Source organism: Microbacterium sp. SORGH_AS_0969, assembly GCF_030818255.1.
Lineage (GTDB): Bacteria > Actinomycetota > Actinomycetes > Actinomycetales > Microbacteriaceae > Microbacterium.
This window is the reverse complement of record NZ_JAUTAG010000001.1, coordinates 1,155,757-1,171,851: the sequence shown is the minus strand read 5'-3', so window position 1 is coordinate 1,171,851 and position 16,095 is coordinate 1,155,757. Positions and strand designations below refer to the sequence as shown.

Annotated in this window: 11 protein-coding genes and 1 pseudogene; 4 read left to right on the top strand and 8 right to left on the bottom strand. The window is 70.9% G+C overall.

All coding sequences use genetic code 11. From position 1 onward, the window contains the following. Positions 1–86: 86 nt before the first annotated feature. Positions 87–1,265 carry a citrate synthase gene (locus QE388_RS05370; RefSeq protein ID WP_307383646.1) on the bottom strand — a complete coding sequence of 393 codons (1,179 nt, stop codon included), beginning with the start codon at positions 1,263–1,265 and terminating at the stop codon, positions 87–89. A gap of 52 nt (positions 1,266–1,317) precedes the next feature. Between QE388_RS05370 and QE388_RS05365 the strand changes: the two genes are divergently transcribed. Further along, entirely contained in the window at positions 1,318–2,406 is a 1,089-nt protein-coding gene (locus tag QE388_RS05365; RefSeq protein ID WP_307383644.1) for a citrate/2-methylcitrate synthase, read from the top strand. Between the two features lie 301 nt (positions 2,407–2,707). On the opposite strand, the gene QE388_RS05360 is transcribed toward QE388_RS05365, so the two are convergent. The 7 genes and pseudogenes from QE388_RS05360 to QE388_RS05330 form a co-directional block, all read right to left on the bottom strand. Then, positions 2,708–3,274, bottom strand: coding sequence for a hypothetical protein (locus QE388_RS05360; RefSeq protein ID WP_307387062.1), 567 nt, complete (start codon positions 3,272–3,274; stop codon positions 2,708–2,710). Between the two features lie 400 nt (positions 3,275–3,674). After that, positions 3,675–5,660 (bottom strand): annotated as a pseudogene (locus tag QE388_RS05355) (glycoside hydrolase family 2 TIM barrel-domain containing protein); the annotation flags it as partial. Then, on the bottom strand, positions 5,657–6,487 hold the full coding sequence (locus QE388_RS05350; RefSeq protein ID WP_275801112.1) for a glucosamine-6-phosphate deaminase: 831 nt from the start codon (positions 6,485–6,487) through the stop codon (positions 5,657–5,659). The gene QE388_RS05350 and the pseudogene QE388_RS05355, both read right to left, overlap by 4 nt. Beyond that, positions 6,484–7,380 (bottom strand): carbohydrate ABC transporter permease, encoded by an 897-nt coding sequence (locus tag QE388_RS05345; RefSeq protein WP_275801110.1) that lies wholly within the window; start codon positions 7,378–7,380, stop codon positions 6,484–6,486. Before QE388_RS05345 ends, QE388_RS05350 begins: the two co-directional genes overlap by 4 nt. Next, complete coding sequence (locus tag QE388_RS05340) at positions 7,377–8,345, bottom strand: carbohydrate ABC transporter permease (protein ID WP_307383641.1); 969 nt, start codon at positions 8,343–8,345, stop codon at positions 7,377–7,379. The genes QE388_RS05345 and QE388_RS05340 overlap by 4 nt, the downstream gene beginning before the upstream one ends. Further along, positions 8,342–9,616: an ABC transporter substrate-binding protein gene (locus tag QE388_RS05335; RefSeq protein ID WP_307383638.1), complete on the bottom strand. Its 1,275-nt coding sequence runs from the start codon at positions 9,614–9,616 to the stop codon at positions 8,342–8,344. The genes QE388_RS05340 and QE388_RS05335 overlap by 4 nt, the downstream gene beginning before the upstream one ends. A 42-nt stretch (positions 9,617–9,658) precedes the next feature. Continuing rightward, entirely contained in the window at positions 9,659–10,666 is a 1,008-nt protein-coding gene (locus QE388_RS05330; RefSeq protein WP_307383636.1) for a carbohydrate kinase family protein, read from the bottom strand. 130 nt (positions 10,667–10,796) lie between these two features. Between QE388_RS05330 and QE388_RS05325 the strand changes: the two genes are divergently transcribed. The 3 genes from QE388_RS05325 (at position 10,797) to QE388_RS05315 (ending at position 16,061) form a co-directional block, all read left to right on the top strand. Next, positions 10,797–11,543, top strand: coding sequence for a DeoR/GlpR family DNA-binding transcription regulator (locus QE388_RS05325; RefSeq protein ID WP_275801102.1), 747 nt, complete (start codon positions 10,797–10,799; stop codon positions 11,541–11,543). Beyond that, positions 11,540–12,880, top strand: a complete 1,341-nt coding sequence (locus tag QE388_RS05320; RefSeq protein ID WP_307383632.1) for a 6-phospho-beta-glucosidase — start codon at positions 11,540–11,542, stop codon at positions 12,878–12,880. Before QE388_RS05325 ends, QE388_RS05320 begins: the two co-directional genes overlap by 4 nt. Before the next feature lie 106 nt (positions 12,881–12,986). Further along, entirely contained in the window at positions 12,987–16,061 is a 3,075-nt protein-coding gene (locus tag QE388_RS05315; protein ID WP_307383630.1) for a glycoside hydrolase family 38 C-terminal domain-containing protein, read from the top strand. The last annotated feature ends 34 nt before the right edge of the window (positions 16,062–16,095 follow it).

Genomic DNA, 16,095 nt, shown 5'->3' with positions numbered 1-16,095 from the left:
ACCTAGCCAGGCAGATGGCGAGGTCGAGGCGGCGAGGGGCGACTTTCACCTCTCCGCTCGAGTGAATTCGTCCGAACCGGCGCGACTCAACGCCCCACGTACTCGCCCCGCGGGCGCAACCGCATCGCCTGCTCGGCGTACTCGGCCCGGATGTGCGCGATCCAGCCCGCGAGGCGCCCCACGACGAAGAACGTGCTCGCCGCGTCGTCGGGAAGGCGGGCTCCGGATGCCAACGCCGCCAGCGCCAGATCGACGTTCGGGCGCAGGCGGGTGCGGTCGGCGACGACGTCGCTGAGGCGGCGCACGGCATCCATCGTCGCCTCTCCGTCGGGAAGGCGCTCGACGAACGAGAACAGGGCGTCGGCCCGATCGTCGATCCCGGGATAGAGGGGGTGGCCGAAGCCCGGGATGCCGTTGCCGTCCTGCAGCGCTTCGGTCAGTGCCCGCTCGGGTTCGAGGCCCCGCCGCACGCGCGCGAAGAGGCGCGCGGTCCGCGCCGCCGCGGAGATGTGCAGCGGGGAATCCGCGGCGCCGAGCGCGGCGCTCACCGCGGCGTACCCGTCGGCGCGCGCCGACGCGGCGACGCGCGCGGCGAAGGTGGACACGGCGAGGTCGTGGTCGATCAGGAGGATCAGCGCCGCATTCACGGCGGCGACGGTCGCCTCGTCGGCCCCCGGACGCCACGCGCTCACGAGCGACCGCGCGATATCGCCGTGCGGGTCGCCGCCGAGGGCGACCGGCAGGCCTGTCAGAAGCGTCCAGCCGATACGGTGCAGCGTGGCCGACGAGGCATCGTGGCGCAGGGGGTCGTCGGCGGCGAAGCCGGTGAGGGCCGCGCGAAGACGGTCCATTGCGCCGGCGTGAGGGGGAAGGGCCGCGACCATCTCGCGCGCGCTGCCGATCGCGGGATCGGGGGCGTCCACCCGCTCGGCGTCCCACAGCCACTCCACGATCTCGGCGAACGGACGGTCGGTGAGATCTCGGGCGCGGCGGCCGCGGTAGAGCAGCTCACCGTCTTCGATGTCGGCGATGTCGGTGTGCACGACGGCGAGCGGCATCCCGGTGGTCGGGTGAACGACCGCCGGTGCCGAGCGACGTCGCGCTCCGGCGAAGGCCTCGACCTCGAGCGCGTCGAAGGTGGAGCCGTGCGCGTCGCGCTCGCGGCGGAGCAGACCCCGCGACACGTACGCGTACACGGTCTGCGACTTGACGCCGAGGCGGGCGGCCACCTGAGCGGCGGTGAGACGGGGGAGCGAGGATGCCATATTGATCCGATCAACGTTGACGCTGTCCGCGTCATGTTCGCACACTGAGCGCATGAGCGACCTGATCGATGTGCCCCGCGGACTCAACGGCGTCGTCGCCGCCGAGACCGCCATCAGTGACGTCAACGGCGAAGCCGGGTACTACCAGTACCGCGGTCACTCGGCCGTCGAGCTCGCCCGCGAGCGATCCTTCGAAGACGTCTGGCATCTGCTCGTCGTGGGTGACCTCCCCGACGCCGCGGCAGCTGCCGCCTTCGCCGAACGCATCGCGGACACCCTCACGGATCCTCGGATGCCGGAACTCCTTGCCGCGGTCGCGGACCAGACCGACCAGCCGCTCGCGCGCCTGCGCGCGGCCTGGACGCTCGCGGCATCCGTCCGTCGTTCGGCTGCCCTGTACGACCTCGGGGAGGAGGACCGGCTCGGCGAGGCGATCGCCTTCGCGGCGATGGCACCGGTCGCTCTCGTCGGCGAGGGATCCGGGGGCGGGGGAGGCGTGGTCGCCGACTACCTCGAACGGGTCACGGGCGTCGCGCCCGACGCCGCGCACGAGCGCGCGCTGTCGGCGTACCTCATCACGGCGATGGACCACGGCTTCAACGCCTCGACGTTCACGGCCCGGGTCATCGCGTCGACCGGGGCAGACATGGCATCCTGCCTCACCGGTGCCGTCGGCGCGCTGTCGGGGCCGCTGCACGGGGGCGCGCCCGCCCGGGCACTCGACAGCCTCGACCGCGCGGGCGGCGATCCGGCGAGCTGGATCGCGGGGGAACTCGCCGCGGGGCGTCGGCTCATGGGGTTCGGGCACGCGGTCTATCGCACGGCCGATCCGCGCTCGGAGCTCCTGCGCGAGGTCGCGCGCGGATTGGGTGGCGACCGCGTCGCGCAGGCCCTGGCCTTTCAGGAAGAGGCCGAACGGCAGCTGGCGGCGCATCGCCCTGACCGCCCCCTGCACGCGAACGTCGAGTTCTACGCGGCGGTCGTGATGGAGCAGTGCGGGATCCCGCGCGACCTGTTCACGCCCACTTTCGCGCTCGCGCGCACGATCGGCTGGACGGCGCACGTGCTGGAGCAGGCGCGCGACAGGAAGATCATCCGGCCGTCGGCGCGGTACGTGGGGCCCGCGGTGCGGGCGGTGTGATCCGGGCGGCGGTGCCGGCGGGTGTGCCGTCAGGCGGAGTCGGTGGGCGACACGCCGGTGGGCACGGGCCCGGGGCGGCGTGTCGGCGACGGAGTCCGCGGGACGGTACGGGGCCTCGCGGCTGGTCCCGGTCCCTTCGACGAGCTCAGGGACCTCGGGCGGGACGGGGACCTCGGGCGGGACAGGGACCTCGGGCGGGACAGGGGCCTCCAGCGGGACAGGGACCTCGGGCGGGGGCCGGGGTCTCGGGTCGGGCGGGGTTTCGGCTCAGCAGGCACGGGGAACCGAGGCGCACGAACCCCTACTCGAACACCACCGTCCACGACACCGCCCGTGGCCAGAGCGCGTAGCGGGGGAGCACGTCGGGACCGCACGCGCGCGAGCCGAGGCCGTGCTGCGCCGCATCGAGATACAGCCAGAGGCCGCTCGAGGGCGGCAGCTCGTGCGGGTGGGCGACGCCGGTGCGCTCCTGCGCCGTGTGGCGATCGAGCTGGAAGCCGGGCAGGCCGGTCGAGCCCGACGCGACCGCGCGCAGGTGCAGCGGGCCGAGGTCGAGGGCGCGCAGGCCTGGACGATGGCCGGTCTCCTGCGGCCGGCCGTACGAGACGCCGAGGTCGTCTACGGCAGAGGAGAAGCGGCCGACGTACGCGGCCTCGGCGCTGTCGGCGTACGACTCCGCGGGCCCGGTGCCGAACCATTCCACCCGCTCGTCGGCGAGGGCGCCCGGCAATCCGAAGCGCGCACCGACGCGCGGCCACGTGCAGTCCCACGGACCGAAGGGGCGGATGTCGGTGTGCAGCCGCAGACCCTCGCCGTCGAGTCGCCACGAGAACGTGGTCTCGATGCCCTGCGCGCTGTGCGCGGCCATCGACCGCACGCGCTGCACGAGCCCGGCCTCCGTGCGCTCCACCGACAACACCCGGTGCTGCAGACGGTCGAGGCCCGCGCTCGAGCCAGCGGACCGATGATGCCGGCGTGTCTTCGTCGCCGCGTCCGTGGGTCAGGGCCGGGTCGGCCGTCTCGTACGAGCCCTGACCGTCGAGTTGATCGTTCTCGGTCGGCGCGCGCCACAGCTCGGGCAGCGGACCCGAGACCTCGAGGTCGCGCCAGCGGACGAGCCCCCCGCGTCGGTCGAACACCGCGTCGCCCAGAGCATCGCCGCTCCAGCCGCCTCCGGCGGGGCGGGCCGGTCGAGGGGTGGCGATATGCAGCTGAGCCTGGGCTCGCGAGACGACGTGACCCGCCGGCGCCCACGGCGACCCCTCGCGCAGCGCGACCTCGAGGGTCACCCAGCGCTCGGTCGTGGCATCCGGGATCTCGGGCAGTTCGACGATGCCCTCGGCACCCGGGGCGAGGGTCGGCAGGTCGAGCGCGCCCGAGGCGACGCGGATGCCGTCGTCTTCGACGCGCCAGCGCAGCTCGAGGTGGTCGGTGCCGAGCGTGTGCTGGCGGTTGCGCACCCGCCAGGTGTCGCCGTCGAGGTGCTCCAGCACGACGGGCGCCCAGACCGCGGCCAGCTCGCCGAGGCCCGGCGAGGGGGTGCCGTCCGAGAGCACGAGGCCGTCCATCAGGTAGACCCCGTCGTGCACGGGCTCGCCGAAGTCGCCGCCGTAGGCGAAGAACTCGGTGCCGTCGTCCGTGCGGGCGCGGATGCCGTGATCCCGCCACTCCCACACGAAGCCGCCGTGCAGCCGCGGGTACTTCTCCACGAGCGCGTCGTAGTCGGCGAGGGAGCCCGGGCCGTTGCCCATCGCGTGCCCGAACTCGCACAGCACGAAAGGCTTCGCGCGCTGGCGGGCACCCTCGGCGGCGCCGACCTCGTGCACGGGCATGGTCTGCTCGCCGCAGATCGAGGCGATCTCCTCCATCGTCGGATACATGCGCGAGTACACGTCGGTGTACGCCCCGCCGGTGTCGCCCTCGTAGTGGATCGGGCGGGAGTCGTCGCGCTCGCGGATCCACCCGGCCATCTCGGCGAGGTTGCGACCGGTGCCCGACTCATTGCCGAGCGACCACATCACCACGCTCGCGTGGTTCTTGTCGCGCTCGATCGTGCGGCGGGCGCGGTCGAGGCACGCCGCGCGCCAGGCGGGATCCTCTGCGGGGTTGCCCCTCCACTCGACGTCCCAGAAGCCGTGCGTCTCGAGGTCGCACTCCAGGACGACCCAGAAGCCCATCTCGTCGGCCAGCTCGAGCACGCGCGGGTGCGGGGGCTGGTGGGCGGTGCGGATGGCGGTGATGTTGTGCCGGCGCATGAGCGCGAGCTCGCCCCGTACGTAGTCCTCATCGAAGACACGGCCGCGGTCGGGGTCGGTCTCGTGCCGGTTCACCCCGCGGAAGACGAGGGGACGACCGTCAGCGAGCAAGCGATCGCCGACGACCTCGACGCGGCGGAAGCCGACGCGCAGCCGAACGGTCTCGGCATCCGTCGACACCTCCACGTCGTAGAGGCGGGGTGTCTCGGCCGTCCAGGCGTCGACCGCGTCGATTGCGAGGGGGACCACTTCGCCCGCCGAGGCCCACGTCTCGTCGATGCCGAGCTCGGGCACGCGCACGGTCACGGGGAAGCCGCCGCGGGGCTGCACGTCGAGAACGCCGGCTCCCGTCGCGGGGTCGCGGTCGCCCCGCACGAACACGTCGTCGAGTCCGTTCGCGGGACGCCCCTGCAGCGACACGCTGCGGAAGATGCCCGGGAGCCACCACTGATCCTGATCTTCGAGATAGCTCGCAGCCGACCACTGGTGCACGCGCACGGCGAGCACGTTCTCGCCGTCGACGAGATGGTCGGTGATGTCGAACTCGGTCATCAGGCGGCTGCCGGTGAACCACCCGATCTCGGTGCCGTTCAGCCACACGGTCGCGAGCGACTCGACGCCCTCGAACCGCAGCAGCGTGCGCCCGCCCGGGCAGAACGACGGATGCCACTCGAACACGCGCCGGTGATCTCCGGTGGGGTTGGCGTCGGGCACGTGCGGCGGGTCGAGCGGGAACGGGTACCGGATGTTCGTGTAGGTGGGGTGGCCATGGCCGTGCAGACCCCAGTGCGAGGGAACGGGAATGCTCGCCCACGACGACACGTCGGCGTCGACCGCGGCGAACGGCGGTGGACCGTCGATGTCGTCAGCGGGGTCTTCGGGGTGCAGGCGGAACGCCCAGTCACCGTCGAGGCTCTGTGCGGGGGCGTCGGTGCGCAGCCATGCGCGAGGGGCCAGGCGGGAAGCGGAACCGGGGGAGGGGTCGCCGAGGTGGGTCATCGATCCTCTGAGAGAGCGTCGGGGTCGGCCACGACGGTGACGTCGGGATGCCGTTGCAGGAAGGAGGCGGGGTTGTCGGCGCTGACGGGGCCGGTGAGGGCCGCGCGGAGGGCGCGGGCCTTCGCGCGGCCGGAGGCCACCAGCACGATACGGCGGGCCGACAGGATCGTCGCCACACCCTGGGTCATCGCGTGCGTCGGCACGAGGGAGAGATCGCCGCCGAAGTGCTCGGCATTGGCGCGTCGCGTGCTCTCGTCGAGCGCGACCACGCGCGTGCGGGTCTCGGCATCCGAACCGGGCTCGTTGAAGCCGATGTGACCGTTGCGGCCGATGCCGACGATCTGCAGGTCGACGCCGCCCGCCTCGGCGATGGCGCGTTCGTACGCGTCGGCGTCGGCGGCGGTGGCGCCGCTGGGCACCCGGACGTTCTGGGATGGGATGCCGAGGGGTTCGGCGATGACCGAGCGCACGTAGGCCGCGTACGAGCGGGGGTCGGCGGCGTCGAGGCCGACGTACTCGTCGAGGGCGAACAGGCGGAGGTGTTCGGTGGCGAAGCCCTCGGTGGCGGCCGGTCCCTTCGACAGGCTCAGGGACCTCTCGTGCGGACCGAGGTCTGGGGCGTTCGACAGGCTCAGGGACCTCTCTCGGCGACGGATGAGCGCGGCGTACAGCGCGAGCGGGGAGGAGCCGGTGGCCACCCCCAGCACGCCGTCGGGCGCGACGGTCGCGACGAGGTCGGCGGCGACCTCGCCGATCTCGTCGGTCGCGCAGGAGATGACGCGCGTGGTCGGCGAGACCGGCGCGAGGGCCAGTGTCTGTGCGCTCACTTGATGGCGCCCTTCGCGATGTCGCCGATGAACTGACGCGCACCGATGAGGAAGACGATCAGCAGCGGCAGCACCGCGAGCAGGGCGCCGGCCATGACCATGCCGTAGTCCTGGCCGAAGGCGGTGTTCAGCTGGGCCATCGCGACCTGCAGCGTGACCTGGTTGGGGTTCGTGAGCACGACGAGCGGCCACAGGTAGTCGTTCCACGCGGCGATGAAGGTGAAGATCCCCAGGAAGCCGAGACCGGGACGGATGAGGGGCAGGCACACCGTGAACCACTGGCGGAAGAAGCCCGCGCCGTCGAGCACGCTGGCATCCATCAGCTCATCCGGGATCGACGACACCATGTATTGGCGCAGCCAGAAGATACCGAACGCGTTGGCCGCGGCGGGGACGACCAACGCCTGCAGCTGGCCGACCCAGCCGAGGTTGGTCATGGTGATGAACTGCGGGATGACCGCGAGCTGCATCGGGAGCATGAACGTCACGAGCGTGATCGTGAAGAGCGTGCGGCGCAGCGGGAACTCGAACTTCGCGAACGCGAAGGCGGCGAGCGAGTCGAACACCAGCACGAGGAAGGTCACGCTGCACGCGACGATCACCGTGTTGAGCAGTGACCCCGCGAAGTCGATGCGCGAGAACACCGCGCCGATGTTGTCGAACAGCCGGGGCCCCGGGACGAAGGTCGGCGGGGTCGTGTAGATGTCGCTCGTGGAGTTGCTGGCCATGACGACCAGCCAGTACAGCGGGAAGAGCGAGATGAAGGCGCCCGCGCTGAGCACGCCGTACAGCAGCACCCGGCCGGGGGTCACCTTGCGGCGACGACGCAGCGGCACACCGGAGGTGGTGATGTGTTCGGTGATCGTGGCGGGCGGAGGCGTGGTGACGGTCATGCGCGGGCCTGGTCTTCCTTCTTACCGGCGGTGAAGCGCCAGCTGATGATGGTGAAGATCACGACGATGAGGAACACGCCCCACGCGATCGCGGCGCCGTAGCCGAAGCGGTTGTAGCTGAAGGCCTGCTGGTAGAAGTACAGGACCATGGTCAGACCGCCCTGGCCCGCTCCGCCGCTGTTCGGGTTCGTCGTGCTGGAGCTCGCGGTGAGCACCTGCGCCTCGGTGAAGCTCTGCATGCCCGTGACGGTCGAGACGACGAGCACGAAGATGATCGTGGGTCGCAACAGCGGCAGCGTGATCGAGAAGAAGCTGCGGATGGGGCCGGCGCCGTCGAGCTTGGCGGCCTCGTACACCTCGCCGCCGATCGACTGCATGCCGGCGAGGAAGATGATCGCGTTGTACCCGGTCCACTGGTACGTGATCAGGATCGAGATCGTGAGTTGGATGCCGAAGGGCGTCGACAACCATTGCACCCCGGGGAGCCCCAAGGCGTGCAGGAAGGAGTTGGCGAGGCCGAAGTTCTCGCCGAAGATCGAGCCGAACAACACGGCCATCGCCACGACCGAGGTGATGTTCGGCACGAAGTAGGCGATGCGGAAGGCCGTGCTGAAACGCACGGCGTTGTTCAGCATGGCGGCGACGGCGATCGCGATGGCGAGCATCGGGAAGGTCGACAGAACGAAGATGACGAACGTGTTGCGCACCGAGAGCCAGAATGTGGGGTCGGTGAACAGGCGCGTGTAGTTGTCGATGCCCGTCCACTTGGCCGCCCCCAGGCCGTTCCAGTCCTGGAACGACAGCACGAGCGAGTACGCGGTCGGGAAGAGGCCGAAGCCGAGGAACAGCAGGAAGAAGGGCGCGATGGCCACGTACATCGGCCAGTGCCGGATGAGGCCCCGGCCCCGGGGGCGCGCGCTGGGGCGCACCCCCGAGGCCGTCATGACGCGCGTGGCGGATGTCACTTAGAGCGCTCCCACACCTGCTTGGCAGCGGCGAGGGCGTCGGTCCAGGCCTGCTTCGGGTCCTTGCCCTGCGACTGCACGTTGGTCAGCTCCGTGATGAAGGGAGCCGCCACCTCGTTGTCGATGGGGCTGGTGTAGCTGATCGGCATGTTCTCCGAGGCCGACCTGAAGACGTCGGTGGTGACCTGACCGCCGAAGAACGCATCCGGCTCCTGCAGGGCGGGCTGTGAGAGGGCGGCCGTGGAGGACGGGAAGTTGCCCACCTCGGTGTAGGTGGTGGCCTGGTTCTCAGGGCTCAGGAGGAAGTCGACGATCTTCAGCGCCTCCTCCTTGTTGCCGGTGGAGGCAGGGATGGTCAGGAACGAGCCGCCGATGTTGGCGGGACCGCCGGGCATCGCGGTGACGTTCCACTTCCCCGAGGTGTCGGGGGCGTTGCTCTTCAGATCGCCCTGGTACCAGGCCGCACCGAGCAGGGTCGGCAGCGAGCCGTTGTTGACCGCGGCAGCCCAGTCGGGGCTGCCGTCCTGGATGCCGGCGACGAGGCCCCGCTGGTTCGCTTCGACCGCGGTGTCCCACGCCTTCTTGACCTGGGCGCTCTCGCCGAGGAACTCGCCGTCCTGCGAGACGAAGTGCGTCTCACCCTGACCCATGACCTTGGTGAAGACATCCTCCATCGACACCTCGAGGTAGGCGCCGGTCGCGGCCTTGAGCTTCTCGCCGAAGGCGAAGTAGTCGTCCCACGTCTTCGTCGCGGCGGCGACCTCGGCCGGGTCGGTCGGCAGGCCCGCCGCGGCGAGCACGTCGGTGCGGTAATAGAGCGCGGTCGGACCGATGTCGGTGGGGAGGCCGATCAGCTTGCCGTCGGCGGTGGTCGCCTCGGCGAGCTTCCAAGCGGGGAAGTCGGCGAGCTTGTCGTCGATGCCGAGGGTCTTCAGGTCAGTGAAGAGGTCGGCCTGCTGCAGGAAGTAGGGCATGTCCTCGCCCTTGATCCCCGTGATCGAGGGGATGCCGCTCCGGCCGGTGAAGACGGTGACGAGCTTCTGCTTGACGTCGTCGCCGATCGTGGTGACCTCGAGCTTCGCGTCGGGGAACTGCGTCTTGGCGGCGTCGACGACGCTCTCGCCGAGACCGCCGGGCCAGGTCCAGAGTGTCATCGGGCCGTCGGACGATCCGCTGGTGCCGCCGGAGCAGGCGGAGAGGGAGACGGCGGCGGTGACGGCGACGGCGACGGTGCCGAGCGCGCGTCGGTGGCGCGGGGTGAGGGTCATCATGGGTGGTTCACTCCTTGATTCGGGTGCGGTGGAGGTGCAGGTTCAGGGGCGGGACGCCGAGACGGCGTCGAAGGGGGAGGCGCCGTTGTGCAGCGCTTCGCGGAGGTAGGCGAAGCGCGCAGGGTCGGCGGCTCCGGGGTTCCTGTCGAGCCAGGGGACCAGTTCGTCGAGTCGCGGGGCGGCCGCAGCGCCGCCGGGGCGCGACACGGTCACCGCGGCGACCAGGGTCGCGAAGTCGACGCGTTCGCGCAGCGACCAGCCGGTCAGCTCGGCCGCGGCGATGGCACCACCGAAGACGTCACCGGCGCCGGTCGCATCGACGAAATCGATGACGACGGCGCCGACCTCGACTTCTTCGCCGGCGGCGGAGTCCACGGCGATCGCGCCGTGACCGCCGCGAGTGACCACGCAGAGCGGGACGCGCTCGGCGAGAGCGCGAGCCGCTGCGCGGGCGTCGTCGTGACGCGTGTAAGCACGGGCCTCTCCCTCGTTGGGGAGGAAGGCGTGGCATCCGTCGAGCACCGAGAGCACCGAGGCGTCCCAGTTCTCGTCGGCGTCCCAGCCGATGTCGGCGAAGACCTTCGTACCCTCGTTCGCGCGACCCCGTACCCATTCGGCGACCGACGCATCGATGTGCACGGCGGCGACGGGCGTGACGGGGGCGGTACGCAAGAGGGATGCCAGGGGTGCCGCCGGGTGTCCGCCGGTGACGAGGGCGCGGTCACCGCGGTACCCGAGGGCCGCCGTGACGGGGAGGTTCCAGTCGTCGCGCTCGCGCAGGGCGGCGACGATGCCCTCGTCGGCGAGGCGGTCGCGCACGAGGCGGGAGAAGGCGTCGGTGCCGACGTCGGCCGAGATCGCGGTGGACACGCCCAGGCGCGCGGCGGCGATCGCGTAGTTCGCGATGCCGCCGGGACCCCAGCCGAAAGCGGGTGTCCAGTGCTCTTCGCCCAGGCGCGGAGCGCGGTCGAGCTCGGCGAAGACGACGTCGAGGAACAGCTGACCGGCGGCCAACAGGCGGGGCGCAGGGGAACCGAGATGTGAGCTCATCGGCCCCTCCTCTCTTCGGCGACGACCGGGGCGTTTCACCGTTTATAGCATTCGTCGCTCAGGAACGCGCAAACTTTTGCGTGTAAATATTTTGTTACTGAGCGATTTTGAGCGATAAGGTGATCGCATCATGAAAGACGTCAGAGACCGCGAGATCCTCCAGCACCTCCGTTCCGCCCGCGCGGCGACGGTGGCGGAGCTCGCCGAGGCCACCGGTTCGAGCATCGCCACGATCCGCCGCGATCTGCAGCGCCTCGACGACGCGGGGCTCCTACGCCGCACGCACGGCGGCGCCGTGATGGGGGAGGGCGATGCGCCTTTCGCCACGGTGGAGCCGGTCAACCGCGACGGCAAGGAGCGCATCGCGCGTGCCGCAGCCGACACGGTGCGCGACGGGCAGGCGGTGATCCTCGACGTCGGTACGACCACACTCCAGCTCGCGCGCCTCCTCCGAGGCCGCGCGGTCACGGTGATCACGAACAACCTTGCGATCTACGATGTGCTGCGCGACGAGCGAGAGACGCACCTCGTGCTGCTGCCCGGCGACTACGACCCGGTGTACCGCAGCGTCGCCGGCCACCTGACGACGGAGTCGCTGCGCCTCATCCGCGCTGACCACGCCTTCCTCGGCGTCAGTGGCATGTCGCCCGAGGGAGACCTGCGCGACACCACCCTCGCTCAGGTGCCGATCAAGCAGGCCATGCTCGCCGCGTGCGACGCGGCGACGGTGCTCGCCGACCACAGCAAGTTCCCCGGCAGCGGTGCCGGGCGTATCGCCCTCCCCCTCGCCCTGCGGCGGCTCATCACCGATGCGCCGCTCGAGGGCCCGATCGTCGAGTCCCTGGGCCGACGGAATGTCGAGATTGTGACTGCATGAAGCTTGCGATGATCGGTGGCGGAGGCTTCCGCACCCCCCTCGTGTACCGCGCCCTCCTGCTCGACCGCGACCCGGGTCGTGTCGACGAGGTCGCTCTCATCGACACCGACGGAGTGCGCCTGCGCACGATGGCCCGCATCCTCGAGGACCAGGCGCGGGAGTTTCCCGACGCGCCGCGCGTGAGCGTGCACACGGATGCCGAGGAGGGTCTGCGCGGGGCCGACTTCGTGTTCTCCGCAATCCGCGTCGGCGGCATGGCCGGTCGAGCGACCGACGAGCGTATCGGTCTGTCGCACGGGGTCATCGGGCAGGAGACCGTCGGCTTCGGCGGGATCTCCTATGCGCTTCGCACACTCCCGGTCGCGATGCAGCTCGCCGAGCTCATCCAGCGGGTCGCACCCGACGCCTGGGTCATCAACTTCACCAACCCCGCGGGTGTCGTCACCGAAGCGATGGGCCGTGTGCTGGGGAAGCGCGTCATCGGTATCTGCGACTCGCCGATCGGCCTCGCCCGCCGCGCGCTCGGGGCCCTCGGCATCCGAGACTCCGCCGATGTCGAGATCGAGTACGCCGGTCTCAACCACCTCGGCTGGCTCACCGCGCTCCGTCGCGATGGCGTCGACCTGCTGCCGGAGCTCCTCGCCTCCCCCGAGCGCATCGAGTCGTTCGAAGAGGGGGCGTTGTTCGGCGCCGACTGGATCCGCACGCTCGGGGCCCTGCCCAACGAGTACCTGCACTACTACTCCTACCGCCGTGACGTGCTGCAGGCCGATCAGTACGCCGCGACCACGCGCGGGCGCTACCTGCTCGACCAGCAGGCAGGGTTCTGGGACGAGGCGGCGACCGCCCCGCGTCCGCACGCCGCGTGGGAGGCCTGCCGCCACGAGCGCGAGGTCACCTACATGGCGACCAACCGCGACTCCGCGGGCATGGGCGACCGAGACGAGGAAGACCTCGTCTCGGGCGGCTACGAGAACGTCGCGATCGCGCTCATGCGCGCGATCGCGTACGACCAGTCGGCCCGGCTCATCCTCAATGTCCCCGGCGGCGGAGTGCTCGCGGGCCTCGACGGCGAGGCCGTCGTCGAGGTGCCCTGCATCGTCGGCGCGGAGGGGCCGCGCCCGGTCGAGAGCGCGACGGTCCCCGCCTTTGGGCAGGGCCTGATCACGACGGTGAAGTACGTCGAGCGCCAGACGATCGAGGCGGCCCTGAGCGGCTCGCGCGCCGCGGCGCTGCGCGCACTGGCGCACCACCCCCTGATCGACTCGGTGCGCGTCGCGCGGGCGTTGCTGGAAGATGCCAGCTCCAGCTTCGCCGACCTCTCGTACCTCCGCTGAACCCGGGGGTGCGGCACCGCCCGAATCGTGCCGCACCTCCGCACCACTCCTCGCGCGGTTCCCACCCCGCGACCCTCACCCCGCGTAGCCCGAAACCGGAGACACCGTGCACCAGAACCTCACGCTCGTCGAAGAGCGCATCCACCGCGTTCTCACCGAGCGCATCGTTCCCGCCGTCTACTCGGCCCGCGTGCCCGTGACCCTCGCCGCCTGGATGGTCCCGGACGAGCCCGTCCCGGCATCCGAGGCCCTCGCCGCCGACTACACGCCGTTCGCCGTCGGCGACAGCTGGGGTCGCGCCTGGTCGACGTGGTGGTTCGAGGTCACCGGTCAGATCCCCACCGACTGGGCCGGCCGCACGGTCGAGCTGCTGCTCGACCCCGGCTTCCAGGGCGACTGGCCCGGCAACCAGGCCGAGGCGCTCGTGCACACCCCCGACGGTGTGCAGGTCAAGGGCATCCACCCGCGCAACCACTACGTGCGCCTGGCCGACGAGGCCGCCGGTGGGGAGCCCGTCCACTTCTTCGTCGAGGCGGCCGCGAACCCCGACATCCTGAAGAACGACTTCGTGCCGACCGTCTACGGCTCCAAGAAGACCGCTCCCGAGACGCCGATCTACACCTTCCGCACCGCCGAGCTCGCCGTGTTCGAACCCGAGGTGTGGGCGTTGCAGTTCGACGTCGAGGTGCTGTACCAGCTGCTCAAGGAGCTGCCCGAGACCGAGCCGCGCCGGCACGAGGTACTCCGCGCGCTCGAGCGGGCGCTGAACGTGTTGCGCCTCGACGACATCGTCGGCACCGCAGCGGCCGCCCGCGCCGAGCTCGTCGACGTCCTCTCGCGCCCCGCGTCGGCATCCGCCCACCGCCTGTCTGGCATCGGTCACGCCCACATCGACACCGCGTGGCTCTGGCCCATCCGCGAGACCAAGCGCAAGACCGCGCGCACCTTCTCGAACGTGCTCGCGCTCGCCGAGCAGTACCCCGACTTCCGCTTCGCCGCCTCGTCGGCCCAGCAGTACGCGTGGGTCAAGGAGCGCTACCCGCACGTGTGGGAGGGCATCAAGGCCGCGATCGCCAAGGGTCAGTGGATCGTCGTCGGCTCGCAGTGGGTCGAGCCCGACGGCAACCTGCCCGGCGGTGAGGCGATGGTCCGCCAGATCACGCAGGGCATGCGGTTCTTCCGCGACGAGCTCGACGTCGAGACGCACGGCATCTGGCTGCCCGACTCGTTCGGCTACACCGCCGCGTTCCCGCAGATCGCGAAGCTCGCGGGGCTCGACTGGTTCCTCACGCAGAAGATCTCGTGGAGCCAGACCAACAAGTTCCCCCACCACACCTTCTGGTGGGAGGGCATCGACGGCTCGCGCATCTTCACGCACTTCCCCCCGATCGACACGTACAACTCCACCCTCGAGGGCGAGGAGCTGCACCACGCCGTGCGCCAGTTCCGCGACAAGGGCCGTGCGACCACCTCGCTCGTGCCCTTCGGCTACGGCGACGGCGGCGGCGGACCCATCCGCGAGATGATGGAGCGCCAGCGCCGCGTCGAGTCGCTCGAGGGCTCGCCCCGCGTGGAGATCGAGCACCCCGACGACTTCTTCGCGCAGGCGCAGGCCGAGTACCCCGACGCCCCCGTGTGGGTGGGCGAGCTGTACCTGGAGCTGCACCGCGGCACCTTCACCTCGCACGCTCGCGAGAAGCGCGGCAACCGCGAGGCCGAGCACCGCCTGCGCGAGGCCGAGCTGTGGTGGACCGCCGCCGCGCTGAAGGGCGCCGAGTACCCCTACGACGCGCTCGACCGGCTCTGGCAGGGGGTGCTGCTGCAGCAGTTCCACGACATCCTGCCCGGCTCGTCGATCCAGTGGGTGCACGAGCAGAACGAAGAGGACTACGCCGCAGCTCTCGCCGAGCTCGACCACTCGATCGCCGAGGCTCTGGAGGCCGCGGGCCTGTCGGCCGCGGTCGTGAACTCCGCCGACCACGCGCGTCGGTCCTTGGCGATGGATGCCGACGGCACCCCGCTCGCGCTGGTCGAGACGCCGGCGCTGGGCGTGGCATCCCTCGTTCCCGTCGCTCCGACTCACCCGGTGACCGCGCGGCGCGAGGGCGACGACATCGTGCTCGAGAACGGGCTGGTGCGCGTCACGGTCGACACCTGCGGCCTCGTCACATCGATCGTCGACCTCGCCGAGAACCGCGAGCTCGTGCCGGAAGGCCGTGTGGCCAACATGCTCCGGCTGCATCAGGATCTGCCGAACGCGTGGGACGCCTGGGACATCGACGCCCACTACCGTCACACCTACGACGACCTGGATGCCGCGGACGCGGTCGAGCTGATCGTCGACGGTGACCTGCGGGCCCGGGTCGTCGTGACGCGCTCGTTCGGCACGTCGCACCTGACGCAGACCATCGCGGTGCACGCCGACGACGTGCGCGTGCACTTCGGCGTCGACCTCGACTGGAACGAGCGCGAGAAGCTGCTGAAGGCCTCGCTGCCTTTCGTCGTGCACGCCCACCACCACAGCGCCGAGATCCAGTACGGCCACGTGCGCCGCGCCACCCACCAGAACACGTCATGGGAAGACGCGAAGTTCGAGGTCATGGCCCACCGTTGGGTGCACGTCGAGGAGCCCGGTTACGGCATCGGTGTCACCAACGACGCGACCTACGGCCACGACATCACCCGCACGGTGGGCGCCTCGGGCGAGGTCGAGACCGAGGTGCGCCTGAGCCTCGTGCGCGCCGCGAACTCGCCCGACCCGATCCAGGATGCCGGGCACCACACGTTCGCGTACGCGGTGCACCCCGGTGCGGACATCGCCGCGGTCGTGGCATCGGGCTACGAGCAGAATCTTCCGCTGCGCCGTCCCGCCATCGACGGAACCGTGGAGCCGTGGAGCGTGCTCCGCTCGACGGACGAGGGCGTGCGCATCGAGGCGGTCAAGCTCGCCGACGACCGCTCGGGAGATGTGATCGTGCGCGTGTACGAAGCCCTCGGGCGGCGCGCGACGACGATCCTCGTCCCGGGGTTCGCCGTGGCATCCGTCGACGAGGTCGACCTGCTCGAGCGTCCGCTCGGCGATGACATGGCCCGTGCGCGCCACCTCGCCCACGAGGGCGACGGCATCGCGCTCGAGCTGCGGCCGTTCCAGGTCGTGACGCTGCGGCTCACCCGCGCATGAGCGCCCGGCGGCGCGGCCTCGACGAGGAGGCCGC

What these genes read in the sequence shown, in the direction of transcription:
- QE388_RS05370 (WP_307383646.1), bottom strand. Translation starts at nt 1,265, where the DNA reads ATGGCATCCTCGCTCCCCCGTCTCACCGCCGCTCAGGTGGCCGCCCGC.
- QE388_RS05345 (WP_275801110.1), bottom strand. Translation starts at nt 7,380, where the DNA reads ATGACCGTCACCACGCCTCCGCCCGCCACGATCACCGAACACATCACC.
- QE388_RS05330 (WP_307383636.1), bottom strand. Translation starts at nt 10,666, where the DNA reads ATGAGCTCACATCTCGGTTCCCCTGCGCCCCGCCTGTTGGCCGCCGGT.
- QE388_RS05335 (WP_307383638.1), bottom strand. Translation starts at nt 9,616, where the DNA reads ATGATGACCCTCACCCCGCGCCACCGACGCGCGCTCGGCACCGTCGCC.
- QE388_RS05360 (WP_307387062.1), bottom strand. Translation starts at nt 3,274, where the DNA reads ATGGCCGCGCACAGCGCGCAGGGCATCGAGACCACGTTCTCGTGGCGA.
- QE388_RS05325 (WP_275801102.1), top strand. Translation starts at nt 10,797, where the DNA reads ATGAAAGACGTCAGAGACCGCGAGATCCTCCAGCACCTCCGTTCCGCC.
- QE388_RS05320 (WP_307383632.1), top strand. Translation starts at nt 11,540, where the DNA reads ATGAAGCTTGCGATGATCGGTGGCGGAGGCTTCCGCACCCCCCTCGTG.
- QE388_RS05365 (WP_307383644.1), top strand. Translation starts at nt 1,318, where the DNA reads ATGAGCGACCTGATCGATGTGCCCCGCGGACTCAACGGCGTCGTCGCC.